The organism is Enterococcus sp. DIV1067f, assembly GCF_050543505.1.
Classification (GTDB): domain Bacteria; phylum Bacillota; class Bacilli; order Lactobacillales; family Enterococcaceae; genus Enterococcus_D; species Enterococcus_D entomosocium.
The window spans coordinates 1,005,009-1,028,320 of sequence record NZ_CP172940.1 but is presented as its reverse complement, the minus strand read 5'-3'; the positions used below and the strand labels follow the sequence as shown (position 1 = coordinate 1,028,320).

Here is a 23,312-nt window from a genome sequence, read left to right as displayed (position 1 = left end):
GTCAAATGCCAATTATTCAAACCTGTATCTTTGGACTATTGTCTGCTGCGTTGCTTTGGGGATTAAAAGAAGACCGCTGATTTTTTGGATCAACTATCGAGTAACACAACAAACGCGAAAATAAAACAACGCCTTGTGCCAATCAGAACTGGCACAAGGCGTTTCTTTGTCGAATTATAGACGTTCGTTCAATTCTTTTGCAAGATCTTCGAAACCTGGTTTGCCAAGTAAGGCGAACATGTTTTTCTTGTACGCTTCAACCCCTGGTTGGTCAAATGGGTTCACACCGTTTAAGTAACCAGAGATACCTACAGCGATCTCAAAGAAGTACATCGTGTAACCTAACGTGTACGCATCCATTGTAGGAATTTTTACTAACAGATTAGGTACATCCCCATCTGTATGGGCAAGTAACGTTCCTTCAAAAGCTTTCGTATTAACAAAATCAACTTCTTTTCCTTCTAAGTAGCCAAGACCATCAAGATCTGCTTCTTGTGTAGGGATCGCAATTGATTTGCGTGGTTTTTCAACTTTTACGACAGTTTCAAAGATATTGCGACGGCCTTCTTGGATGTATTGACCAAGAGAATGCAAATCTGTTGAGAAGTTTGCACTTGAAGGATAGATCCCTTTTTGGTCTTTTCCTTCAGACTCACCGAATAATTGTTTCCACCATTCTGAGAAGTATTGCATGCCTGGTTCGTAGTTGATCAGCAATTCGGTTACTTTGCCTTTGCGATAAAGGATGTTACGCATTGCTGCATATTGATACGCTTCATTTTTTTCAAGGTCGTCACTTACGTAAGCATCGCTAGCATCTGCTGCCCCTTGCATCAAGGCATCGATATCTGCTCCGCTGGCAGCGATTGGTAATAAACCAACAGCAGTCAATACAGAGAAACGGCCGCCGACGTCATCTGGAATCACAAAGGTTTCCCAGTTTTCGGCATCTGCTTCAACTTTTACTGCACCTTTCGCTTTATCCGTTGTTGCGTAGATCCGTTTGTTGGCTTCTTCTTTACCGTATTTTTCAATCAAACGTTCTTTGAAAACACGGAAAGCGATCGCTGGCTCAGTAGTTGTTCCTGATTTTGAGATCACATTCACAGAGAAGTCACGGTCACCAATGATTTCGATCAAATCTGCTAAGTAAGTTGAAGAAATCGAATTACCGGCAAAAAAGATTTGTGGTGCTTTGCGTTCTTCATTTGGTAACAAGTTAAAGAAAGAATGATTTAAGAAATCAATCGCTGCTTTCGCTCCTAAATAAGATCCGCCGATCCCGATCACGACTAGTACTTCAGAATCAGATTGAATTTTTTCCGCCGCTTTTTTGATACGCGCAAATTCATCTTTGTCATAATTTTTAGGAAGGTCGATCCAACCTAAAAAGTCGCTACCAGCACCTGTTCCTTCGCGTAATTGTTTGTCTGCTGCTGTAACTTGACTTTGCATGTAGCTCAATTCGTATTCGTTCACGAATGGTGCTACTTTCGAATAGTCAAACTTGATGTGTGACATGATTTGTCCTCCTTGAAAAAATAGTTTTTCATACACTACCTACTTTACGTTTTTTTCCAACTTTTTTCAAGTAATTCCTGATAGATAGCCTGTCAGGTGATTTTAGACAAGTCCTTGAGCAAACATTGCTTTAGCAACTTTTTCAAAGCCTGCTACGTTCGCACCTAACATAAAATTATTTTTTTGATCGAAGGTTTCAGCTGTATCACGGCATGCTTCATAGATCGACTTCATGATATCATCCAATTTGGCATCGACTTCGGCTTTTTCCCATTGCAATCGTTGGGAGTTTTGACTCATTTCTAAAGCAGAAACGGCTACGCCGCCGGCATTGGCTGCTTTTCCTGGGCAGTAGAAAATTCCTTCTTCAATAAAATATTCTGCTGCTTCTAATGAGCTAGGCATATTCGCGCCTTCAGAAACGACCCGGACGCCATTGGCTTTTGTACGTTTGGCTTGCGAGAGATCAATCTCGTTTTGGGTCGCACAAGGAAAGGCTAATTCCGCTGGAGTATCAAAATCCCAGACAGTTGCCCCTTCATGATATTCCGCTGTTGGCCGTTCCTTGGCGTAAGCCATCAACCGTTCGCGTTTCACTTCTTTGATCTCTTTTAATAAGGCCAGATCAATGCCGTCTTTGTCATAAATAAAACCAGAGGAATCAGAACATGTGACAGGGATCGCACCTAATTCTTGCAATTTCTCAATTGCATAGATCGCAACATTGCCGCTTCCAGAAACGATCGCTTTTTTGCCTTCAAATGTTTCACCTAAGTCTGTCAATAAATGCTTAACGAAATAAACAGCGCCATAACCCGTTGCTTCTGTGCGGTTTTTACTGCCCCAGAAGTCTAGTGGCTTACCGGTTAAAATCCCGGCATCGTATTGTTTCAATCGTTTGTAGGCACCAAACAAATAGCCGATTTCCCGACCTCCGACACCAATGTCGCCAGCAGGAACATCTAGGTCAGGTCCGATATGTTTTGACAGCTCCGTCATAAAGCTTTGGCAAAAACGCATCACTTCGGCATCTGATTTGCCTTTTGGATCAAAGTCACTTCCGCCTTTGCCGCCGCCGATCGGCAGACCCGTCAAGCTGTTTTTGAAGATTTGCTCAAACGCCAAAAACTTCAAAATACTCAAGTTTACACTTGGGTGAAAACGCAAGCCGCCTTTGTAAGGCCCCATTGCAGAGTTGAATTGAATCCGATAGCCACGGTTTACTTGCCAGTTGCCTTGATCGTCTTGCCACGGGACTCTGAATTGGATAAAACGTTCTGGTTCAGTTAAGAGTGCAAGGATATTTGATTCAATATATTCTGGATGCTCCTCTAAAAAGGGAACGATCGTAGGCAAAAATTCGTCAATTGCTTGAAGAAATTCCGGTTGGTGTTGGTCTTTCTCGTGAATCTTCGCTTGAATTTCTTTCACGTAAGCTGAAGCTTTGGTCATAGTGCATTACCTCCTTTAAGATATTTTCTATTTTAAAGAAATTTTCTGAAATTGCACGCTTTTTTTTAGAATTGTCAGAATTTTTTATCATTCGAAAAAAATCGCCCTCTCCTTTCAGCAGTCATAGGCGATGTGTTACAATCCCAAAGAGGTGAGAAGAATGGAAAAAACCTATGATGTCATCGTTGTTGGTGCAGGTACGAGCGGTATGATGGCTGCGATCACCGCTGCCAAACAAGGTGCTAGGGTCTTATTAATCGAAAAAAACAAAAAAATCGGCAAGAAACTATTGATGACTGGCGGCGGACGCTGCAATGTAACCAATAATCGGCCGGTAGATGATTTAGTTGCTCATATTCCAGGAAACGGCAAGTTTTTGTATAGTACGTTTTCCCAATTCAATAACTATGATGTAATGGCGTTTTTCGCAGACTTAGGTGTCGTCTTAAAAGAAGAAGACCACGGACGGATGTTCCCTGTGACGAACAAATCAAAAACCATCGTCGAAGCGCTGCTTCAAGCAATCAACGATCATCACGTCACCCTGTTGACGAATACGGTCGTAACCAAGCTGATCCATGATGGCAGCCAAATACGCGGCGTACGAACCGAAACCGATGAGTTCTCTGCCCCAAGCGTGATTTTGACGACGGGTGGCCGCACCTATCCTTCCACGGGCGCGACGGGGGACGGCTATAAGATGGCGAAAAAAGTCGGGCATACCATTACGCCGCTTTATCCAACCGAATCGCCGCTTGTTTCAGAAGAATCTTTTATTCAAGAACGGACCTTGCAGGGCATTTCCTTACAAGACATCACCTTGAGCGTCTTGGATCAAAAAGGAAAGCCCATCGTCGCCCATACCATGGATCTTTTGTTTACCCACTTTGGGTTATCTGGTCCAGCTGCTTTGCGCTGTTCCTCTTTTGTGAACCAAGAATTGAAAAAGCAGCAACCAGTGACGGTTGTTCTGGATTGTCTGCCGACGAAAGCCCAGGAAGCCTTGACCCAAGAATTAATTCAGTCTGCGGCTTCGAAGAAACAATTGCCGAATGCTTTAGCTGGCTTTTTGCCTGAGCGCTTGATGACCTTCTTTTTGCAGCAGCTAGACTTGCATGAGCTGGTTGCTGAAAAAGCCTCACCGGAACAGTTGACGGCGCTCGCTTCCTTGATCAAAGGCTTTTCAATCACCATTGTCCGCACGTTCCCATTAGAAAAGTCCTTCGTGACGGGCGGCGGGGTCCATCTGAAAGAAATCAACCCTAAGACCATGGAAAGTAAGAAAATCAATGGCTTGTATTTTGCCGGTGAATTGCTGGATATCAATGGTTATACAGGTGGTTTCAACATCACCGCTGCGTTTTGCACGGGTCATGTTTCTGGAAAAAACGCAGCAGAAACAGCTAGTTATTTCAATTATTGATCGACGACCCGGGTGTTCGCAGCAATATCCTGGCCTGTAGCTGCGAACACCTGGTTCTCCCCCTCTTTTTGCTTATTAGTTGGGTTTTTCTCAAAGTAGGCGTAGACTAAAGATAGCAAGATCGAGGGAGGTTTTTTTTATGAAACGAATTTCAAGAGGTAAATTTGAACGAATGCAAAAACTTTCAAATGAGGACGGTGTGATTGCCGCACTAGCGATCGACCAACGTGGTTCCATGAAAAAAATGATGAAGGCGGCAACTGGACCGGATGACTTTACGATGGAACACATTTATGAATTCAAACAGTTGGTTTCCCAAGAACTGACCAAATATGTCAGCAGTATTCTGTTAGATGAGGAATATGGCTTCTTAGGGATCGAAGCAAAGAATCCCAATGCTGGCTTGATCCTTTCCTATGAAAAAACAGGCTATGATGTCAACACGCCGGGTCGTTTGCCAGAGATTTTACCCAATGAATCGTTGCAGCGCTTGGTGAAAAAAGGTGCGGATGCTGCAAAAGTCTTGGTTTATTATAATCCAGATGAACCCCAAGAGATTTTAGATACCAAACATGCGTTTTTGGAGCGTTTAGGTACGGAGGCACAGGCGGCCGATATTCCCTTATTTGTGGAACCGATCGTCTATGATGATGAGATCACAGATGACAAATCACCTGCTTTTGCCAAGATCAAACCGAGCAAGGTCATCCGAACCATTCAGGAATTGACGAAAGATCACTACCATATCGATATTTTGAAAGTCGAAGTACCGGTTCAGTTCGACTTAGTGGAAGGCTTCCAAAAAGAAGGCTTAGAGGCCGTCTATACGCAAGAAGAAGCAGCCAATTACTTCAAAGAAGCCAGTGACGCCGCGACTCGGCCATTTATCTATTTGAGTGCGGGAGTTCCAGCGAATGTCTTTCGCGATGAATTGACCTTTGCTGGTCAACACGGTGCTAAATTCTCAGGAATCTTAGGTGGGCGAGCAACTTGGCGCGATAGTGTGGAAATCTATGGGAAGCAAGGCGCCAAAGCATTACTGGAATGGCTGGACACCCAAGGGAAAGAAAATGTTGAAGAATTAAACGCCATTCTAAAACAATATGCCACTCCATGGTTTGACTTTTATGGTGGTTTAGAAAATATTGAGGTTTTCGATATTGAAGTAATGGAATAAAATAGTACAAAATAATCCCCGTGAACGGCATTTCAAGATGGTTCACGGGGATTTTTTATTCGTGTTCAGGTGCCAACAAATCGGCAAAGATCGCCCTAGTCAATTGTTGCAACGCTTGTGGGGCAAGCCCCATCTGCAACCCGCGCTTTCCTGCAGAAACCACGATTTCTTCCAGTGTCTGCGCCCCACGATCAATATAAGTAGGAAAGAGCTTTTTCATCCCGATCGGCGAACAGCCGCCGCGAATATAGCCAGTCGTTTCTTCTAAATCTCTCAGATGCAGCATCTCTACTTTTTTGTTTCCACTGACTTTGGCTAACTTTTTCAGATCCACTTCTCTGTTTCCAGGAATCACAGCCACTAGCGGACCTGTTTTGTTGCCCAGTGCCACCAGCGTTTTGTAGATGGCTTGCGGGCGTGCTAGTTGCACAGCGACGGATTGCGCATCGAGATGGTCTTCCGACCACTCATAGGTGTATTCGTTATAAGCGATTTTCTGTTGTTCTACTTGACGGATCGCATTGGTTTTTTGTTTCTTCTTCGCCATTTTATCCCTCTTTTGTTTTGGTTTCTTTTAAGAGAAGGCCTTGGCTGGTCTTACTCATTGAGTGAAAATTCTTGTAAGTAGTTGGTCATTCGTTCGATCGGTATTTGTCCAGGTGCTGAAGCACCTTGCAACGAAGCAAAAGTAAAGACCGAACCAGTCAATGCCCCACTAATCCGGCTGATTTTCCCCAGCTCCCCCATCGACATGATCGCCAACGGCAGTTGGTTGAAGCCACGCGCTTTAGTAATGATCCCCATCAAACGTAAAACATCTTGGACTTGCTTGGGCATCATCGCTAACTTGCCAACATCGGCACCAAATTGATTCATTACGCCGATCTTTAAAATCAACACAGCATCTTCTGGCGTTTTCTCAAAATCATGATTGCTCAATATCAGCTTTACCTGTGCCTTTTTGATTTCTTGAATAAAGGCTCGACCTAAAAATTCAGCTTTCTCTAATTCGACATCGATCCAATCGATCAAGCCTGAATCAGCAGCAGCTAAACACAATTCTTTGTACTGGGTCAATGTGAACGCCCGCTCGCCCCCTTCTTCCAAGGTTCGAAAAGTGAAGAGCAGCTCTTTGTGCTTTAATGTCGTGCGAATATGTGATAACGCATCTAAGACCGCTTGCTGGTCTTCGACATGTTTGTAATGATCAACACGCCATTCGACGATCTGTGCCTCTGATTCCTCAGCAGCAATGGCTTGTTTCAAGATCTCTTCATTGGTTTTCCCAATCAATGGCACACAAATCAACGGTGTTTTCCCGTCTAACGTTACTGGTTTTGATCGGCTCATCTCCTTCACTCCTTTTTCATTTGATAAAAGAATACTTTCAGATAGTTCCCTTCGGAAAAATGCTTATCTACCGCAAAATCAGCTGGTAGACGATAACTTTGAATACATTCATAAGCAACGTGTGCTTTCTCTAAGGATGCTTCGATCATTTCTTGAAACTTCCTCGGTGAAAGATTGGCCGCATTCGTTGAGGCGATCAACAAGCCATCAGGCGCTAAAATCGCCAAACTATCAGTGACTAAGTCGCCATAATTTTTCGCAACCGAGAAGACCTTTTTCTTGTTGCGGGCAAAACTCGGCGGATCTAAAACGATCACATCAAAGCGCAAGTCTTTTTTGCTGGCATAATTGAAGTAATTGAAAACATCCATGACATGGATACGCTGGGTATCTGGATCAATGCCGTTGACTGCAAATTGTTCGCGGGTCTTTTCTAGACTGCGTTTTGCCAAATCGACGCTCGTTGTTTGAGCAGCGCCACCGACAGCAGCAGCGACAGAAAACGCCCCCGTATAACTGAACATATTTAAAACCGTCTTGCCAGCTGCCAAGCCATCAACAAGTTGCCCACGAACTTCTTTTTGATCCAAAAAGATGCCCGTCATTAGTCCTTCGTTCAAATACGTCGCATACGTGACGCCATTTTCCTTCACCAGTAAGGGTTCAGGTGCCGTTTTTCCATAGACCCATGCTGATTCAGGCAGCTCAGACGTAAAGCGGATTTTTTCATAAGCCCCTTTGATCTCGGGAAATATTTGACGAAAAGCCGCCACGATCGCTTTTTTATGTTGATAAAGGGTGGCATTGTACCAAGAAAAAACGACATACTCGCCATACAAATCTACGGTAAGTCCCCCCAATTGATCCCCCTCGCCATTAAACAGACGAAAGGCATCTGTCAGGTCATCTTGATAGTAAGCAATGCGTTTGCCTTTTGCTTTCGCAAAGCGTTGCGCAAAGAATGCTTGGTCGATCACTGTTTCTTCAAAGGATACGACCCATCCGATCCCTTTATTTTGTTCCCCAAGATAGCCGACACCTAAGAAATGGTTGGCCTGATCAATAAAGGTGACCCACTCCTTCGTCTCGATTGCTTGTTGAAGATCTTCTCGTTGGATCAACGGATTCTTTTTGCGAAGCTTCGCTGATCCTTGCTTCGTTAGTTTTATTTTCATGTTCATCTGCTCCATTCATTCTCCTTTTTAGTATAGCAAAAAGCGACAGTATTGTCTGTATCCTTGAAAGTAAAGAAATACTTAATTCCGCGTCATGACAAGGAATTCATTTGACACGTCTTTCACAGCCTAGTAAAATGTACTGTGATGTAAAATCGTAATTTACCGGTTATACTGGAAAAAGAGAGGACGATTCCTTTGAAAAAAAATAAAGTATCCACCTTTGTGAATACAAGAATGGGCTTTTTTTTCCTATTAGCCCTATTATTTTGGCTAAAAAATATCTTTGCCTATATGGTGGACTTCCACCTAGGTATTGAAAGCAGCATTCAGTACTTCATCTTATTCATCAATCCGATCGCAACGACTTTGTTGTTGCTGTCGATCGCATTGTACGTAAGAAGAACCAAAGCAGCTTATATCACGATGCTTGTGATCTATTTCTTGATGACTCTGCTGTTGTTCTCTAATGTTTCGTACTATCGAGAATTCACTGACTTTATCACCATCAACACGATGCTCGGTGTAGGAAAAGTAGCAAGTGGTCTAGGAGAAAGCGCAATTCGCTTGTTCCGTCCCTACGATGTGTTGTACTTCATTGACTTTATCGTGTTAATTGCAGCCTTTTCAATGAAGAAAATCAAAATGGACACTCGTCCTGTACGGGCACGGATGGCTTTCGCCATTTCAACATTGGCTGTCATGGTCTTTTCTGCCAACCTTTTCTTAGCAGAGGCGGATCGTCCTGAATTGCTTACTCGAACGTTTTCTCGTGACTATTTAGTCAAATATCTTGGGATCAACGCCTTTACGGTTTATGATGGGGTACAAACTTATCAAGCTTCGCAAGTACGTGCCGAAGCGAGTCCCAACGACATGAACGAAGTAGAGAGCTATGTTAAAGAACATTACGCAGAACCAAATGATGATCTGTTCGGTATCGCAAAAGGCAAGAATGTCATTTATATTCACTTAGAAAGTGTTCAGCAATTCTTGATCGATTATAAATTGAAAGATGAAGATGGCGTGGAACATGAAGTCATGCCGTTTATCAATAGTTTATACCATAGCGATAGTACCTTTAGTTTTGATAATTTCTTCCACCAAGTAAAAGCTGGGAAGACCAGTGATGCCGAAACATTATTCGAAAATTCCCTGTTTGGATTGAATCAAGGAGCGTTATTCACTCAACTGGGTGGGAAAAATACCTTTGAGGCAGCGCCAGATATTTTAGGTCAAACGCAAGGCTATACCAGTGCTGTTTTCCACGGAAATACCGGTACCTTCTGGAACCGAAATGAAACCTACAAACGGTTTGGCTATGATTATTTCTTCGACGCATCTTATTATGATGTCAATGATGAAAATTCATTCCAATACGGTCTACATGACAAACCGTTCTTTGAACAATCCGTACAATACTTAGAACGTCTGCAACAACCGTTCTATTCAAAATTCATTGCGGTTTCTAACCACTACCCATATTCTGAATTTACCAATGAAGAAGGCGGCTTCCCGCTAGCGAACACTTCTGATCAAACGATCAATGGCTATTTCGCAACCGCGAATTATTTGGATAAAGCCGTGGAAGAGTTCTTCAATTACTTGAAAGAAAGTGGCTTATACGAAAACTCAGTCATCGTTTTATATGGTGACCATTACGGAATTTCCAATTCTCGTAACCGTAACTTAGCAGAATTGCTTGGAAAAACAAGTTCTACATGGACAAACTTTGACAATGCCTCGTTACAACGTGTGCCTTATATGATTCATATTCCAGGACAATCAAACGGCGGCATCAATCATACGTATGGTGGCCAAGTCGATGCCTTGCCAACCCTATTGCACTTACTGGGTGTGGATACATCAAACTATATCCAATTAGGACAAGATTTATTCTCTGATCAAAACGAACAACTGGTTGCTTTCCGCGATGGCGACTTTGTGACACCAGACTACACCTACTACAGCAGTACATTGTATGACAATCGTACCGGCATGCCGATCAACGATCCATCCGATGAATTGCAAGCCAAAGTCGATGAATGGAAAGCCAAAGTCGACAAGCAGCTTTCGGTTTCTGATCAGATCAATAATGGTGACCTTTTACGATTCTACGCGAAAAGCGGTCTAGAAGAAGTTGATCCTTCGACCTATAACTACAAAGACGCCCTTCAGCAAATGATGGACATTGAAAAGAATCTAGGCAGTGATTCAACTAGTGCCTTTTCTCAAAATGGCAATCAATCGACCGTCGATCTGTATCAAACAAAAACCTTCCAAGAATACCAGCAGATGACGGAACAAGATAGCGGCGAGTAAAGTAAGAACAACCAATAATCAATCCAGTAAGGCACCTGCCTTGCTGGATTTTTTTGCACTATTTGATAAGAAAAAGTCGAACTTTCTTGCCACTTTTTTAGCTTCGATATTTTACTACAAGAACTTCATACTTTATTCAAACTCCCCTTTTATACTATGTACTAGGATGAGGTGACTTAGATGAAAACTATACATTTTGCGATTGCCAGCATTTTTTATCATAAAAAAGCCATGGTGCTTTATACGCTTGTATCCTTCTTTGCCGTGATTGGCTTGATCGTGACGTTTGCCTTGATCTATTCGATGGATCAAGTGATCGCTCAAACAAGAGATCTCTTGGCGACAGAAGATCTGCAAACGAAAGTAGCCGAAGAGATCCAACCAGTCACGACAATTTATCATCAACTGTTCTATTTGATTTTTAGTGCCTTTACACTGGTCTTTATTGGCTTTCAAGTTTACTATCAATTATATAAACGCTCGGAATACACAGCTTGGTTAGCAAGTGGCGCCACCACCAGACAATGGGTAGCGATGCAGATCATTGAAATGCTCTTGCCGCTCTTAGCAGCCGCTGTGATCGCCTTTGTCTTATTGCTACTCTTCCAGCCTTATTTCCAGCGGGAATTACTTAGTGGGCATATCATTGCCCTTGATCGAGAGCGTGCTTCTGATAACTTTTGGGAGGCTGTACAAAGTCTTCCTGGACAAGAATTCGCCATTACGATTCCGCAGAATAGTCAAATTCTGGTCCAAAATGTCGATTTGAACAGCACCACTTGGCTTGCTATTTTATTTGAAAGCACACGCCACACACTTGTCGTCTTACTTGCCGCTGTTACCAGTTTTACTGGTTTGATTGCCAGCGGACATAGTCTGTATTGGAGGAAAAAACAATGGAAAAACCAACTCAGCTAACGAAACCAATTGGTTTCTATTATGTTTCGAAAGACAATGAAACAAAAACTTCTGAATTAAGTTTGCTGCTTTCACAAAAAAAAGCCATCTTGATTCGTGCTCAATGGCCTTCCGTTCCCTTTTTATCCGTCATGGACAATGTATCTCTTGCAAATAAAAAAGGGGGCGATTTAGAGGGTGTTCTGCCTTATGTTCAGCTTCCCTTATCGGCTTTGAAAAAAGAGCGGACAGAATTAGGCCCCTTTGAGGAGATCAAAATTCAGCTGCTCTTAGCGTTACTTTCAGAAAGAGAAACCCTTTTAATCGAAAATGTCTTGAGCACGTTAACAACAGAAGAGGTCCAAATCCTGCTACCTTTGTGCCAAGAAATCGCCGAACAATTTGCTGTTGCCATCTATTTGATCCATGAAGACGAATGCTTTGCCCATACGCCCTATACCACTTATCTATAGTTTACATAGCCCTCATACAAAAAGGCTTGCTTGCAAAAGCAAGTCTTTTTGTTTGGGCTGCTGCCAATGAACCGCAAAAAAATCGACCGGCTAAGCGAATTGCTGCCGGTCGATTCCTTATTCTTCATTTAAGTCGATATCTGGAAAAGAGATTTTAAAGGTCGTACCTTTGCCAAGTTCACTTTCTACACTGATCTTTCCTTTGTGCAGGCGTACGAGCTGTTCAACGATTGATAAGCCTAGACCTGATTCGCCAAATTGACGGTTTTTACGGGACGGATCGACTTTGTAGTAACGATCCCAAATATTTTTGACTTGTTCTTCAGACATACCGATCCCCGTATCACTGATTTCGATAATCGTTTCTAAATAGCCTTTTTCTATTCGGACCCGAATTTCTCCATCTTCCGTAAACTGGATCGCATTTTGTAAAATATTGACCATGATCTGGACGAAACGATCATAATCCGCGTAGACATCGATTGGCTCGGTTGTTTCTAAAATCAGCACATCTTTGGCAATTTCTGCCTTGCTCTCCAGTTGCGTCAACAGATTTTTGATGGTTTGCGTCGCATCAAATTTTTTGATGACCATCGAGATTTGATTGGTCCTGATTTTTTCGTAGTCAAGGTTTTCGTTGACTAATCGAATCAAGCGATTGGTTTCATTTTTCATCAAGCGGATCGCATTGTCTTTTTGATTCTCAGGAATTGCGTTGTACTCTAAGCCCTCCAATAAGCCATTGATGGTCGTCAACGGGGTACGCATCTCATGAGAAGCATCCGCCATAAATTGCCGACGACGTTCTTCTTGCCGTTCAATTTCTTCTTGGGATTCTTTTAAGGATTTCGTCATTAAATTAAAATCTTCGGCTAATTCATCAAATTCATCCCGATTATGCACCGGCAAGAAAATATCAAAATTGCCATTAGTAATTTCTTTGGTTGCTCGTTTCATTCGATTGATCCGTCTTACTTGGAACGTAGCGAAAAGGTAACTGATCAATAATGAGACAACGATCGAGATCAAACAAACTTTAAACAAGTTTTGATTAAAAGCACTGACAAGATTCAAAATACTGCTTGCCGATTGCGAAACCACCATTACACCGTAAAAATCCGTGCGATTGACAGAAAAAGGTATCAACACATAGGAAGTCAGTTCTTTTTCCCCGTATAAATTTGTGGCGGAAGTCAGTTGTAGACGCGCCCCATTTTCTAAGGATTGCCAGTCTTTTTCAGAGATCGGAAAATCAACAGCATGAGCGGTATCTAGTGGATAAATAATGTCATCAGGACTTTTAAAGAAAGCAAAGGAGATATCTTGGTTGCTCAAAATATTCTCAGCCAAACGCAAGGAATACTGTAGATAGCCATCCCGGGTCATATTTTGCTGTAAATATTCTGAATCACTGATTTGCGAAATCGTCGCGACCGACGAAGCATACCCCATTAACTGCTCATAATTTCGTTCTTGTAACGTTTGGCGTGTCATTTGAGTAAACGCAATACCAATCGTCATCAAGATCACGAAGATCACCACGAAAAATGCAATCAGCTGTTGATACAGGTAGCGCATTAAGCAGCACCCGCATCATCAAATTTGTACCCAACGCCCCAGACGGTTTGAATGATCTGTGGCCCCACTTTTTCAATTTTTTGTCTTAGTTTTTTGATGTGTGCATCAACGGTCCGTTCATCGCCAAAGTATTGGTAATCCCAAACCAGTTCTAACAGCTGTTCTCTCGAAAACACTTGTCGCGGTTTTTTCGCTAACGTATAAAGCAAATCAAATTCTTTCGGCGTCAACCCATCGATGGGTTTGCCATTTAAATAGGCTTCCCTTGTTTTTGTGTTCATTTTGAAATGATCGGTGACGATATCAAAGGTGGCATCGGAAGCTTCAGGTGTTGTTTTTTCAACCAATTCACTGCGGCGGTGTAATGCCTTGATCCGTGCAATCAAGGTCAATGGACTAAAGGGTTTCGTCACATAGTCGTCCGCCCCCATCTCTAACCCGATGACTTGGTCGCTTTCTGAATCACGGGCCGTCAACATAATAATAGGAACTGTACTAGAGATTTTACGAATTTCGCGCGCCACCATCATGCCGTCCATGGAAGGAAGATTCAAGTCAAGGGTGATCATATCCCACTTGTCTGGTTCAGCAGCAAAGGCCTCTAGTCCTTCTTTGCCATCGTATTTAAATACTGCTTCCCATCCTTCATTCAAGAAAAACATTTGCATCATTTCAGAAACAGATTCATTGTCTTCAATCATTAATATATTCATTTTCTTCACCTCTATGTTCTTTATCAAATCGTTGCAGATTTTCTTCGATCAGGCCAAAGATCGGCACGATGAACCAAGGGATCACGATCATTTCAACTAGAAAAAAATTGGTCCATTCTTGCCATTTCAAGACAAACCCAATGAGCGCCATGATTCCGCCAAAAAGCAGAAAGAATCGGGCAGATAGTTTTTGGGCCTGTCGCCAATTGCGTTCATTTTGTTTTGCTAGATAGGAACGGTATCCATAAATAAGGTTCATTTTTTTTGATGGAAAAAGAAAAAAAGTGAGACCAATCAAGAAAAAAATGCTGCCAATTACTAAAAAAATCATCGTTTCACTCCATTCTTCCTATAGTATACTCGAATTTCTTTCTTCTACCAACAACTTCACCGATTATTCATAAAGGTTTGCCTTTTTTTCAATCTTTGATAAGATTGTGAGTGGACTATGACTATAAACCTTAGGAGTAAGATACATGACCTATAAAGCATTAACTTTTTTTGATCTTGACGGTACACTTTTAGATGCGCACTCGCAAATCACTTCGGAAATTGCTGAGGCGATGGCGAGGTTGCGAAAAAACCAAGTACTGCCGATCATTGCAACAGGCAGAACCGAACCTGAAGTTACCGCTATTCGTGAAGCAGCTGGTATTACCTCGAACATCGTCATGAACGGTGCTTTTATCCGCATTGATGGCAAAGAAGTTTTTTCCGATACCCTTGAGCCTGAGCTTTGCGCAAGGATGTACCAAGCCGTCAAAGACAATGGCGATGAGCTGTGTTATTACAATGAGAAAGGCTATTGGGCGACTGGTCACACCGAGGAAATGGTTGGTGCATATAACTACGTCCGTAGCCCTCTACCAGAAATCGATCCTCTGCATTATGAAACTGATCGGACCAATATGTTGTTGGTTTTAGGTGTCGGCAACGATGCTTATTATCATGAGCGTTTTCCCGAACTAACTTTTTATCGTAATACGCCCTTTTCAATCGATGTCGTAAAATCCGGGACTTCTAAAGGGACTGGCGTAAAAACCTTGGTAGAATTATTGGGTCTAGAAGATGTACCTACCTTTGGCTTTGGTGACGGCAGCAACGATTTCGCCCTTTTAGAAGCTTGTGACCACAAGATTGCAATGGGAAATGGGATTCAAGAGTTAAAAGAGCTGGCAGACTTCGTGACCTTGAAAAATACCGAAGGCGGGATCGTACACGCCCTGAAACATTTTGACTTAATCTGATTCTTTGCACACGCACGAAAATATGGTATACTAGTGAATGGTAGCGATACCCCTTTTATCAAGGGGATGTTACGGATTCGACAGGCATAGTTGAGCCTGAATTGCGCTTCGTAGGTTACGTCTACGTTAAAACGTTACAGTTAAATATAACTGCTAAAAACGAAAACTCTTACGCTTTAGCTGCCTAAAAACAGTTAGCGTAGATCCTCTCGGCATCGCCCATGTGCTCGAGTAAGGGTCCTATTCTAAGTGGGATACGTTTTATCTTTCCGTCTGTAAGATAAAAAAGAGATCATCAGACTAGCGATACAGACTGCCTGTCACTCGGCAAGCTGTAAAGCGAATCTACAAATGAGTTGACTATGAGCGTAGATTTTTAGGTAGCAATATGTTTGGACGCGGGTTCGACTCCCGCCATCTCCATTTTAAACTGTCAGTAAGTGACACTAAGAGCCAAAACCTTGATTTTACAGGGTTTTGGCTTTTTACTTGTGCCAGTATGTGACACTATTTGACTACCAATCTAAATAGTTTTTTCAAAAGCACGCAAAAAAAATCCCGCCACTCCGAAAAGTGGTGGGCTAGAAGTGATGCCGTCCGCTGGCGTGCTTCCTAAATCCTTCTGTGTCGCCTTCTCTGATTTCTATAGGATATAAAAACAAAGAGAACCTTAGAATAGTCACGTCGCTACAGTGTGATTACGATATTCTAAGTGTTCTCTTTTTTGCCTTAGCCTACTTTTCAAAAAGTTATTTTTTCGTGAGTCTGATAATTTCTGAAATATCGTCAATTTCTAATGCATTAGCGATTCTTTCAATATGTTGAAGGTAAACTTTCTCTCGTTTTCCATTTGCCAGCTTATTAATAATCGAAGGTTCAATATCCGATAAGCGTGCTAACTCTCTTAGAGAAATTCCTCGGCTTTTTACAAGCTCTTTTAAGCCTATTTCTATTCTTCTGTTCATGTGTTCCCCACCTTTTCTGCAAACAGATGTTGTTCCTAGAGACATCATATAGTAAAATAGGATTAAAAATGGTGTCTATACAAACATCAATAAAATCAGAATGGAGGCGTTACGTTGAAAGAAATAGAAAAGATGGGTATTAAGACGAGTAATAAGCAGCCGGTAAAAGAAATTAGCTACCAGGACATATATGGTTTAGGAGATACTTTGGAGCAATTGAAATCTTGGCAAGAACCACTCGGTGTATTAGAAAAATTTTTCAGTGACAAAAAAAGACCCGTGAATAAGCAGAAAATCATCCGAGATTATCATGCCTGCTCCTTATTATTCCATGTTTTTCTCACAGACTTAGGTAGCTCCCTCGAAAAACTGGAACTCCAGATTGGTGATTTAAAGACTCGAAGAAAAGTTTAATACCAGAACGATAGGTTGAGCTCCTATCAAGGTATAGACTATCGTTCTCTTTGCTAATTGGTTTGATAATTGAAAATGTTTAACAGCTTATTCCCTTAGTTCTTCCCATTTGATATGATGAAAGCATCAAACGAAGGACGTGATTAGATGAAACTAACCTTACTGGCTCCCTCTTTTTCTGTCATCCAAGTAAAGAGTATTGATCCTTCGATACTGAAGATTGTTCCTCTTTTTTTTGCCCATACGTCAGAAGAACTTTCTTTGGTGTTACCAACTGCAAACGTTCCAGCTGAAACGCTAAACAGAGAAGATGGATGGAAAGCGATGAAAATAATTGGTGTGCTGGATTTTAGCTTGATTGGCATTATTGCAAAAATCTCTTCCCTTCTAGCCGAGGAGTCAATCAGTATTTTTGCTGTTTCTACCTTCAATACTGATTATATTTTAATCAAGGAGCATCAGGTAGAACAAGCTCGTACTGTTTTAACCGCCAATGATTATTCTTTTGTCAATTGAGAAAAAACTTTTTCTTCCTTACTACAAGTTACTCTCGATCGCTTTATGAAATACAAAAGAACGACTGAACCAAAGAAGTTCAGTCGTTCTTTTGTATTTCACTTGTCGTTGAAGAAAGATAAGAGTACTGGGTATCCCAAATAAAAGACTTCCCCAAGCTTTCATTTTCCCCAGTACTCTTCATTGCTCGTTGTTAAGATAATCATAATACAAAAATGATTTTTATTCAATAACTATGCTTTAAAAATAAACAAAATGCTATTTTGTGACAATTTATAGGGGTTTCACTTCATTTCTAGCTAATATTCCCTATATCTGTTTATATTCTAAATCGTTACGTGAAGCATCAGTTGATGAGATGCGATCCCTTCGATAGCGATCCTCCTTCTTTTAAAGTTTTGAATTTGAGGAAATTCAGCCTTGTCAATCTCGCATTCCCATGCTAACATGAATATGCAAACGTTAACATTAAAATGCACACGTGAACATTAGTTTGAGGAGGATTTTTAATGGCAAAAATTACAGATGTACAAACAGCGTATTATCGGATACCTCTTCCGGAAATCATGGAAGATGCGAAGCACGGCTTACACACCCACTTTGAAGTGCCTATCGTCAAGATCGTTACTGATGAGGGACGTGAAGGTGTGGGCTATACGTATTCTGGTGGCTTCGGTGGCGAATCGATTGCCAAACTGATCGACAAAGAACTAAAAGCAATCCTCTTAGGGAAAGATCCAGCATGTGTGGAGGCCTTGTGGGATCAGATGAACTGGGGCATTCACTATGTTGCCAGAGGCGGTTTAGCGAGTTTCGCCATTGCGGCTTGTGATATTGCCTTATGGGACTTACGCGCGAAAAAAGCACAAGAACCCCTCTACAAACTTTTAGGCGGCGCAAGTAACAAAGTCAAATGCTATGGTGGTGCGATCGATCTAAACTTTTCTCTTGAAAAACTCTTAGCCAATAATCAAAAATATTTAGACATGGGATTAAAAGCGGTCAAAATCAAATTGGGCCAAAAAACACTTGCCGAAGATATTGCTCGAATAAAAGCGGTCAGAGAATTGATTGGTCCCGATGTTGTCTTTATGGTGGATGCCAACATGAGCTGGTCTGTTGAAAAAGCGATCAAAGCCGCCAAACTGATGGCGCCTTATGACATTTTGTTCCTTGAAGAACCAACAATCCCCGAAGATTACGAAGGCTACGCTCGTATCGCTAAAGAAGGGCAAATTGCAGTCGCAGGCGGGGAAAACTTGCGCACCCCTATTGAGTTTGCTCATATGATCAAATATGGCAATGTCGATTTTCCACAACCCGACGCTTCCAATTGCGGTGGGATCACCGGCTGGTTGAAAATTGCTGCCTTAACACAAACAAGTAACTTATCTGTTTCTACACATGGCATGCAGGAATTACACGTCAGTCTACTGGCGGCGATGCCTAATGCTGGGTATCTTGAAATGCACAGTTTTCCAATCGATCAATACACCACGAGACCATTAGTGATCGATCCATCCGATGGCCGTGCGATTGCACCAGAAGAACCAGGGATTGGTGTCATATTTGACTGGGAGAAACTTGCTCCTCATAAACAACCCTTTTAACTGAAAACCCACGATTATTTCCTTTAGGCTTAGGAAATAATCGTGGGTTTTTATTACAGAATCAATGGCTTTTCTTCAAATGGAAGCCACCGTTCATCAATAAGGGAACGATACCAAGCGGCTGATTTTTTTAATGACCGGGTCCGTTCTTCATTTAACTCAATTCGGACGAGACCATAGCGGTTCTTAAATGCATTCATAGGTGAAACACAATCGGTAAATGCCCAAAGCATATAGCCTTCGCAGTTGGCGCCTTCCTCGACGGCTTTTAGCAGCCAGTAAAGATGTTCGGTAATAAACTGAATCCGATAATCATCTTGGACTTGACCTGTGGCATCCATATACTGTTCTTCATTTTCCCGCCCCATACCATTTTCAGTGATCAGCCATGGAATATTGCCATAATTTTCTTTAAGATAATTAGCCATATCGTACATGACCTTCGGATAGATTTCCCAGCCACGGGAGTTATTCATTTGTTTTCCTGGCAAATCAAATGTCTCATAAAACATTTCTGGATGAAATGGTGTATCCGAATGCCATTGATATCGTGGTGCCCGCACGCGTTTCGGGTAGTACTGATTGACACCTAAGAAATCCACCGTATGGGTGCGGATCGTTTCCAAATCTTCTTCTGTCGGATCAAAGTAGATGTCATAGGTTTGGCAAAGTGTGATAAGTTCCTCTGGATAATGACCTTTGACCATTGGATCAAAAAAGATCCGGTTGAAAAAGAGATCATACATTTTTTGCGCTTTTTGATCCTCCGGTGAGGAAGAGCGTGCGTAAACCATTTCTGGATTTAGCACACAACCGATGCGCCCCTCGTAGCCCTTTTCATGATAGACAGCCACCGCTTGGGCGGACGCCAATACTTTGTGATAGTTCCAAAGCATCCATTTTTTTGTGTTTTGCTCATGGGGCCAGCGGATCGCATCGAGATAGCAACGAGTCTGAATAACGATCGGCTCATTGAAGGTAAACCACTGTTTGACTCGATCACCGTAACGCTCGAAGGCGATTTCGGCATAACGGGTATATAGATCGACCACTTTCCGCGAGCTCCAGCCATCATAGGCATCCATCAAACTAGCTGGCAGTTCATAATGTTCCAAACAAAGCATCGGTTCGACGCCAGCCGCAAGCAATTGGTCGATAAGCTGATCGATATGAGCAGCATAGTCTTCGTCAACGATCAGCTGTTCATGGTCGGTAAAGAAGCGCGCCCAGTTGATCGATGTTCGGTAATGGGTCAAATGAACCTCCTGCATCAGTTCAACATCCTCTGAAAACTTTTCCATAAAATTCGTCGCAACAGCCGGCCCGTAGCCATTATGCCAGACAAAGCGTTCTTCTTTGTACCAGCGGTCGAGATACGAATCTTGCCCTTCTTTCTTTCCTTGCCAGCCTTCTGTCTGCCAAGCAGACGAAGCAGCCCCTAAAATAAATGTTTCAGGTATTTTTACCATTTTTTTAAAACTCCTTTATGCAACTTCATTGGTCGTACGATTCATTACCAAAACAAAAGGTAGATAGATCAAAATCGCCACGACAATACAGATCACTTGCGTGATCACAGCCCCGATATCCCCAGCAGTAGCTAGATAAGCATTGACGATCGGTGGCATCGGCCATGGGACCATTACCACCGCTTTAGCGGCAAAGCCTAGATTTGTCGCCACGTACCCAATCGTTCCTGTTACTAACGGTGTCAGGATAAAGGGAATCGCCAAAATGGGATTCAGCATAATTGGCATTCCGAAGATCACTGGCTCATTGATATTGAAAATCCCAGGTGCTAATGACAATTTAGTGATTTGGCGCATGTCCTCCCGTTTACCGACGATCAAAATTGCAATCAGCAAACCAATCGTCACGCCAGAGCCGCCCATACTCATATACATATCCCAAAACGGCATCGTAATGATATTGGGTACTTCTTTCCCAGCTTCAAAAGCTTCCGTGTTGACGGCGATCGCTGCCAGCAACAATGGTTCTCGAATGGGTTTGACCATCTGGTTCCCATGAATCCCGATGACCCAAAAGACTTGTGCGATAAACATCAACAACAAGATGCCTGGTAAGCCTTGGACGATTCCTTCCAGTGGTCGTTGGACGACATTGTAGATGATATCGTAGGCATACATCCCTGTGAGTGCTTTGATAGCAAAACCAGCGGTGGCGATGATGGTCACGGTGAAAATCGTTGGAAACAATGCCGAAAAACTTGCCGAAACATTCCCTGGAACACTATCAGGCATCGTGATCTGCAGCCGTTTTTGTCTTCCTAGCCACGCATAAAGCTCGATGGAAACGATTGCAACGAACATGCCTAAAAATAGACCTTTCGTGTCCGTGTATTGCTTAGCCAGCACGTTTTCGGCAACCACCGTCGCATCTTCGTGCAAAAATTCAAAGATCATTGGATTAACAGAAAGATAAGACATCACGGCGATGATTCCTGGAAAGACCCCAGAAATCTTATTTAGTTTTGCTAGCTCAATCCCAATCAAAAACACTGCATAGATCGTTAAGAAACTCAATGTCACATAACTGACCGCAGATGAGATTGGTTTTAAACTTTCTAAAAAGCGCAGTACCTCGATTTGTGCCAATCCATTTTCAGCATCAAAAACCATTGCTGAAAACAATGTACCAAATGCCCCTGTAATGATTACTGGAATCAAAGCAGCAAAGGCATTTTTAATGACCATGATGTAGCGTAAATTGTTGATCCTGTTGGCAAATTTTCCCAAAACGTCAGCGAGTCGATCCATAAATCCTTGCATAAAACTCCCTCCTATACCTTATTCTTCAATTGATGGAAAACGATTACATTACAAATGTAATTCATTTATTGAAGAATGTAAACGCAGGAAAAGCCTTTAAAACAGGGTATGTAAAGCTCCACGTTTACATACTTCGTTTTATCACTTATTATTATTTTGAGGTGAAGCAAATGGCGAACTACCATGACATCGCTGCCGATTTACGGAGCAAAATCAATCACGGGTTTTACGAAGAAGAGAAAAAATTGCCGAAGCAATCCGAACTGGCTGCGGATTATCAAACGAGCCGCGTGACGATTCAAAAAGCATTGAATATTTTACAAATGGAAGGCATTATTTACGGTAAAAAAGGCACGGGTACGTTTATCAGGGATTCCTATTCAACCTTCGATTACAACGCCAAGATCAATCGCGGGCTGACCAAGCGCCTTGGAGAAACAGGAAAGATCACCAGCAAGATCATTTCTTTTGCCATTCTTTTTCCCGATGAGAAAGAACAAGAAAAACTAAACATTCGCAGTGACCAGCAAATTTATGATATCGTTCGTTTGCGTCTATTTGACGATATACCCGTTGTTTTAGAATATACCATCATGCCGCTTCATGTCATTCCTGGCATTACCGAAGAAGTCTTAGCCTCTTCCGTCTATAGCTACATCACGAACCAACTCCACTCCTCGATTGGAACATCTGTCCGTCGTATCAAAGCGGATCGTGCAGACACCTACGACCAGCAATACTTAGCTTGTGCTGCCACCGATCCCATTTTAGAAGTGGAACAAACGGTTTACCTCGGCGATGGGACGCCTTTTGAATTTTCCCAATCACGGCACCGCTATGATATGGGGGATTTTATTGTTGTAAATAATTAATACGCTGCGTATCGATCCTCACTCAGAGGCACTCGATACGCAGCGTATTTTACTTAAAATACTGCTGATAGACTGTTTGACCAATTTCTCTTAGCCAACTGATCCCTCGGCCACTACCGGCTTTATCATAGGAAAATGCCGCAATGATGATCGTCGTTTCATTGGCTTGTAAATATGCTACATCGTGTTCGATGCGGTCAAGACGACCTGTCTTATTAAAAATGCGGCAAGAAGGCTGCGCAGTTTCAGCAAAATTCCCCGCTAATCCATCTTGAAATTGCTGCTGATTTAAAGGTGAAAATCCTAGTGCAGCTTCTTCTCGTTCCACACACCTTAGTAGCAGTTTGGCAGCCACCGAGGGTGTCAAGCGGTTCTCTTTGTCTTTGATCGGTCGCATCATATACCGTTCAAATTGGATCTCCGGCTCCTGAATCCATGCCTGAAGCGTGGGCAACCCTACTAAGTCCAATAGTACATTGGTCGCAGTATTATCAGATACGGCGATCATTGCCGTGAGAAGTTCACTGATGGTCCAACCTTTCTTCTGAGGAAAAAGACGGATCACCCCAGCACCCCCTGTCAGATCAACAGGGCTCACACAAATTACCTGTTGGGGATCGATCTTTTTTTCGATGATTTGTTCAAGATAATACGCGTACAAAACAAGCTTACTAATACTCGCTGCCGAAAACGACTTTTGACCCTGATAGTCAACAAGACATTCCGTTGGCGTACCGATCCATACCCCCATTTCCAACGTTGCCTGGTAGTTTTTTAGAATAGGATCAATTGCTACACGCAAGTCATCTTTTCCCATC

Annotated in this window: 22 protein-coding genes and 1 other RNA gene; 11 read left to right on the top strand and 12 right to left on the bottom strand. The window is 42.4% G+C overall.

Annotation, left to right across the window (positions count from 1 at the left end):
- Positions 1-174: 174 nt before the first annotated feature.
- Positions 175-1,521: a glucose-6-phosphate isomerase gene (locus IGJ42_RS04815; protein WP_086332139.1), complete on the bottom strand. Its 1,347-nt coding sequence runs from the start codon at positions 1,519-1,521 to the stop codon at positions 175-177.
- Positions 1,522-1,623: 102 nt separating this feature from the next.
- Entirely contained in the window at positions 1,624-2,973 is a 1,350-nt protein-coding gene (gene gdhA, locus IGJ42_RS04810) for an NADP-specific glutamate dehydrogenase (protein ID WP_430615986.1), read from the bottom strand.
- 160 nt (positions 2,974-3,133) lie between these two features.
- Here gdhA and IGJ42_RS04805 point away from each other — a divergent pair, with 160 nt between their 5' ends.
- Both IGJ42_RS04805 and IGJ42_RS04800 read left to right on the top strand, forming a co-directional pair.
- A complete protein-coding gene (locus IGJ42_RS04805) occupies positions 3,134-4,396 on the top strand; it encodes an NAD(P)/FAD-dependent oxidoreductase (RefSeq protein WP_016613916.1) in 1,263 nt (420 codons plus the stop codon).
- Positions 4,397-4,535: 139 nt separating this feature from the next.
- Positions 4,536-5,573 carry a tagatose 1,6-diphosphate aldolase gene (locus IGJ42_RS04800; protein ID WP_005237193.1) on the top strand — a complete coding sequence of 346 codons (1,038 nt, stop codon included), beginning with the start codon at positions 4,536-4,538 and terminating at the stop codon, positions 5,571-5,573.
- A gap of 55 nt (positions 5,574-5,628) precedes the next feature.
- Here IGJ42_RS04800 and ybaK read toward each other — a convergent pair whose 3' ends face one another.
- The 3 genes from ybaK to IGJ42_RS04785 are packed head-to-tail and all read right to left on the bottom strand — an operon-like array spanning position 5,629 to position 8,098.
- Positions 5,629-6,120: a Cys-tRNA(Pro) deacylase gene (gene ybaK, locus IGJ42_RS04795; RefSeq protein ID WP_008377655.1), complete on the bottom strand. Its 492-nt coding sequence runs from the start codon at positions 6,118-6,120 to the stop codon at positions 5,629-5,631.
- Positions 6,121-6,170: 50 nt separating this feature from the next.
- Positions 6,171-6,923 carry a type I 3-dehydroquinate dehydratase gene (gene aroD, locus IGJ42_RS04790; RefSeq protein ID WP_008377653.1) on the bottom strand — a complete coding sequence of 251 codons (753 nt, stop codon included), beginning with the start codon at positions 6,921-6,923 and terminating at the stop codon, positions 6,171-6,173.
- A 5-nt stretch (positions 6,924-6,928) separates the two neighbouring features.
- On the bottom strand, positions 6,929-8,098 hold the full coding sequence (locus IGJ42_RS04785; protein ID WP_010749701.1) for a class I SAM-dependent rRNA methyltransferase: 1,170 nt from the start codon (positions 8,096-8,098) through the stop codon (positions 6,929-6,931).
- A 237-nt stretch (positions 8,099-8,335) separates the two neighbouring features.
- Between IGJ42_RS04785 and IGJ42_RS04780 the strand changes: the two genes are divergently transcribed.
- From IGJ42_RS04780 to IGJ42_RS04770, 3 genes are all read left to right on the top strand, one after another.
- The gene (locus tag IGJ42_RS04780) at positions 8,336-10,420 is read left to right on the top strand and encodes an LTA synthase family protein (protein ID WP_016613914.1); all 2,085 of its coding nucleotides are present in this window, start codon (positions 8,336-8,338) and stop codon (positions 10,418-10,420) included.
- 180 nt (positions 10,421-10,600) lie between these two features.
- Complete coding sequence (locus IGJ42_RS04775; protein ID WP_005237197.1) at positions 10,601-11,338, top strand: hypothetical protein; 738 nt, start codon at positions 10,601-10,603, stop codon at positions 11,336-11,338.
- The gene (locus IGJ42_RS04770) at positions 11,317-11,790 is read left to right on the top strand and encodes a hypothetical protein (protein WP_005237198.1); all 474 of its coding nucleotides are present in this window, start codon (positions 11,317-11,319) and stop codon (positions 11,788-11,790) included. The genes IGJ42_RS04775 and IGJ42_RS04770 overlap by 22 nt, the downstream gene beginning before the upstream one ends.
- Before the next feature lie 117 nt (positions 11,791-11,907).
- Here the strand turns inward: IGJ42_RS04770 and IGJ42_RS04765 are convergent, their stop codons facing one another.
- From IGJ42_RS04765 to IGJ42_RS04755, 3 genes are read right to left on the bottom strand one after another with little or no spacing between them, the layout of a single operon-like run.
- Positions 11,908-13,368, bottom strand: coding sequence for a sensor histidine kinase (locus IGJ42_RS04765; protein WP_005237199.1), 1,461 nt, complete (start codon positions 13,366-13,368; stop codon positions 11,908-11,910).
- Positions 13,368-14,081 carry a response regulator transcription factor gene (locus tag IGJ42_RS04760; RefSeq protein ID WP_005237200.1) on the bottom strand — a complete coding sequence of 238 codons (714 nt, stop codon included), beginning with the start codon at positions 14,079-14,081 and terminating at the stop codon, positions 13,368-13,370. Before IGJ42_RS04760 ends, IGJ42_RS04765 begins: the two co-directional genes overlap by 1 nt.
- Positions 14,062-14,412 carry an SdpI family protein gene (locus tag IGJ42_RS04755; protein ID WP_005237201.1) on the bottom strand — a complete coding sequence of 117 codons (351 nt, stop codon included), beginning with the start codon at positions 14,410-14,412 and terminating at the stop codon, positions 14,062-14,064. Before IGJ42_RS04755 ends, IGJ42_RS04760 begins: the two co-directional genes overlap by 20 nt.
- Positions 14,413-14,557: 145 nt before the next feature.
- Here IGJ42_RS04755 and IGJ42_RS04750 point away from each other — a divergent pair, with 145 nt between their 5' ends.
- Both IGJ42_RS04750 and ssrA read left to right on the top strand, forming a co-directional pair.
- Positions 14,558-15,328, top strand: a complete 771-nt coding sequence (locus IGJ42_RS04750; protein ID WP_016613911.1) for a Cof-type HAD-IIB family hydrolase — start codon at positions 14,558-14,560, stop codon at positions 15,326-15,328.
- Positions 15,329-15,390: 62 nt separating this feature from the next.
- Positions 15,391-15,754: a transfer-messenger RNA gene (gene ssrA / locus IGJ42_RS04745) on the top strand.
- Between the two features lie 323 nt (positions 15,755-16,077).
- On the opposite strand, the gene IGJ42_RS04740 is transcribed toward ssrA, so the two are convergent.
- Entirely contained in the window at positions 16,078-16,293 is a 216-nt protein-coding gene (locus tag IGJ42_RS04740) for a helix-turn-helix domain-containing protein (protein WP_034872498.1), read from the bottom strand.
- 114 nt (positions 16,294-16,407) lie between these two features.
- Here IGJ42_RS04740 and IGJ42_RS04735 point away from each other — a divergent pair, with 114 nt between their 5' ends.
- The 3 genes from IGJ42_RS04735 (at position 16,408) to IGJ42_RS04725 (ending at position 18,833) form a co-directional block, all read left to right on the top strand.
- Positions 16,408-16,707 carry a hypothetical protein gene (locus IGJ42_RS04735; protein ID WP_016613909.1) on the top strand — a complete coding sequence of 100 codons (300 nt, stop codon included), beginning with the start codon at positions 16,408-16,410 and terminating at the stop codon, positions 16,705-16,707.
- Positions 16,708-16,854: 147 nt separating this feature from the next.
- Positions 16,855-17,223 (top strand): ACT domain-containing protein, encoded by a 369-nt coding sequence (locus IGJ42_RS04730; protein ID WP_005237205.1) that lies wholly within the window; start codon positions 16,855-16,857, stop codon positions 17,221-17,223.
- 509 nt (positions 17,224-17,732) lie between these two features.
- Positions 17,733-18,833, top strand: coding sequence for a mandelate racemase/muconate lactonizing enzyme family protein (locus tag IGJ42_RS04725; protein WP_086332136.1), 1,101 nt, complete (start codon positions 17,733-17,735; stop codon positions 18,831-18,833).
- 53 nt (positions 18,834-18,886) lie between these two features.
- Here the strand turns inward: IGJ42_RS04725 and IGJ42_RS04720 are convergent, their stop codons facing one another.
- The gene (locus IGJ42_RS04720; protein ID WP_008377640.1) at positions 18,887-20,302 is read right to left on the bottom strand and encodes a glycoside hydrolase family 1 protein; all 1,416 of its coding nucleotides are present in this window, start codon (positions 20,300-20,302) and stop codon (positions 18,887-18,889) included.
- 15 nt (positions 20,303-20,317) lie between these two features.
- Positions 20,318-21,622: a PTS sugar transporter subunit IIC gene (locus tag IGJ42_RS04715; protein WP_430615985.1), complete on the bottom strand. Its 1,305-nt coding sequence runs from the start codon at positions 21,620-21,622 to the stop codon at positions 20,318-20,320.
- A gap of 170 nt (positions 21,623-21,792) precedes the next feature.
- On the opposite strand from IGJ42_RS04715, the gene IGJ42_RS04710 reads away from it, so the two are divergent.
- Positions 21,793-22,494, top strand: coding sequence for a GntR family transcriptional regulator (locus tag IGJ42_RS04710; protein WP_042890247.1), 702 nt, complete (start codon positions 21,793-21,795; stop codon positions 22,492-22,494).
- A 49-nt stretch (positions 22,495-22,543) separates the two neighbouring features.
- Here the strand turns inward: IGJ42_RS04710 and IGJ42_RS04705 are convergent, their stop codons facing one another.
- Positions 22,544-23,311: a serine hydrolase gene (locus IGJ42_RS04705; protein WP_005237210.1), complete on the bottom strand. Its 768-nt coding sequence runs from the start codon at positions 23,309-23,311 to the stop codon at positions 22,544-22,546.
- Position 23,312: the final 1 nt, after the last annotated feature.

Excerpts from the sequence above, each read along its gene's own strand:
- IGJ42_RS04815 (WP_086332139.1), bottom strand. The coding sequence starts at position 1,521 with ATGTCACACATCAAGTTTGACTATTCGAAAGTAGCACCATTCGTGAAC.
- gdhA (WP_430615986.1), bottom strand. The coding sequence starts at position 2,973 with ATGACCAAAGCTTCAGCTTACGTGAAAGAAATTCAAGCGAAGATTCAC.
- IGJ42_RS04805 (WP_016613916.1), top strand. The coding sequence starts at position 3,134 with ATGGAAAAAACCTATGATGTCATCGTTGTTGGTGCAGGTACGAGCGGT.
- IGJ42_RS04800 (WP_005237193.1), top strand. The coding sequence starts at position 4,536 with ATGAAACGAATTTCAAGAGGTAAATTTGAACGAATGCAAAAACTTTCA.
- ybaK (WP_008377655.1), bottom strand. The coding sequence starts at position 6,120 with ATGGCGAAGAAGAAACAAAAAACCAATGCGATCCGTCAAGTAGAACAA.
- aroD (WP_008377653.1), bottom strand. The coding sequence starts at position 6,923 with ATGAGCCGATCAAAACCAGTAACGTTAGACGGGAAAACACCGTTGATT.
- IGJ42_RS04785 (WP_010749701.1), bottom strand. The coding sequence starts at position 8,098 with ATGAAAATAAAACTAACGAAGCAAGGATCAGCGAAGCTTCGCAAAAAG.
- IGJ42_RS04780 (WP_016613914.1), top strand. The coding sequence starts at position 8,336 with ATGGGCTTTTTTTTCCTATTAGCCCTATTATTTTGGCTAAAAAATATC.
- IGJ42_RS04775 (WP_005237197.1), top strand. The coding sequence starts at position 10,601 with ATGAAAACTATACATTTTGCGATTGCCAGCATTTTTTATCATAAAAAA.
- IGJ42_RS04770 (WP_005237198.1), top strand. The coding sequence starts at position 11,317 with ATGGAAAAACCAACTCAGCTAACGAAACCAATTGGTTTCTATTATGTT.
- IGJ42_RS04765 (WP_005237199.1), bottom strand. The coding sequence starts at position 13,368 with ATGCGCTACCTGTATCAACAGCTGATTGCATTTTTCGTGGTGATCTTC.
- IGJ42_RS04760 (WP_005237200.1), bottom strand. The coding sequence starts at position 14,081 with ATGAATATATTAATGATTGAAGACAATGAATCTGTTTCTGAAATGATG.
- IGJ42_RS04755 (WP_005237201.1), bottom strand. The coding sequence starts at position 14,412 with ATGATTTTTTTAGTAATTGGCAGCATTTTTTTCTTGATTGGTCTCACT.
- IGJ42_RS04750 (WP_016613911.1), top strand. The coding sequence starts at position 14,558 with ATGACCTATAAAGCATTAACTTTTTTTGATCTTGACGGTACACTTTTA.
- IGJ42_RS04740 (WP_034872498.1), bottom strand. The coding sequence starts at position 16,293 with ATGAACAGAAGAATAGAAATAGGCTTAAAAGAGCTTGTAAAAAGCCGA.
- IGJ42_RS04730 (WP_005237205.1), top strand. The coding sequence starts at position 16,855 with ATGAAACTAACCTTACTGGCTCCCTCTTTTTCTGTCATCCAAGTAAAG.
- IGJ42_RS04725 (WP_086332136.1), top strand. The coding sequence starts at position 17,733 with ATGGCAAAAATTACAGATGTACAAACAGCGTATTATCGGATACCTCTT.
- IGJ42_RS04720 (WP_008377640.1), bottom strand. The coding sequence starts at position 20,302 with ATGGTAAAAATACCTGAAACATTTATTTTAGGGGCTGCTTCGTCTGCT.
- IGJ42_RS04715 (WP_430615985.1), bottom strand. The coding sequence starts at position 21,622 with ATGCAAGGATTTATGGATCGACTCGCTGACGTTTTGGGAAAATTTGCC.
- IGJ42_RS04710 (WP_042890247.1), top strand. The coding sequence starts at position 21,793 with ATGGCGAACTACCATGACATCGCTGCCGATTTACGGAGCAAAATCAAT.
- IGJ42_RS04705 (WP_005237210.1), bottom strand. The coding sequence starts at position 23,311 with ATGGGAAAAGATGACTTGCGTGTAGCAATTGATCCTATTCTAAAAAAC.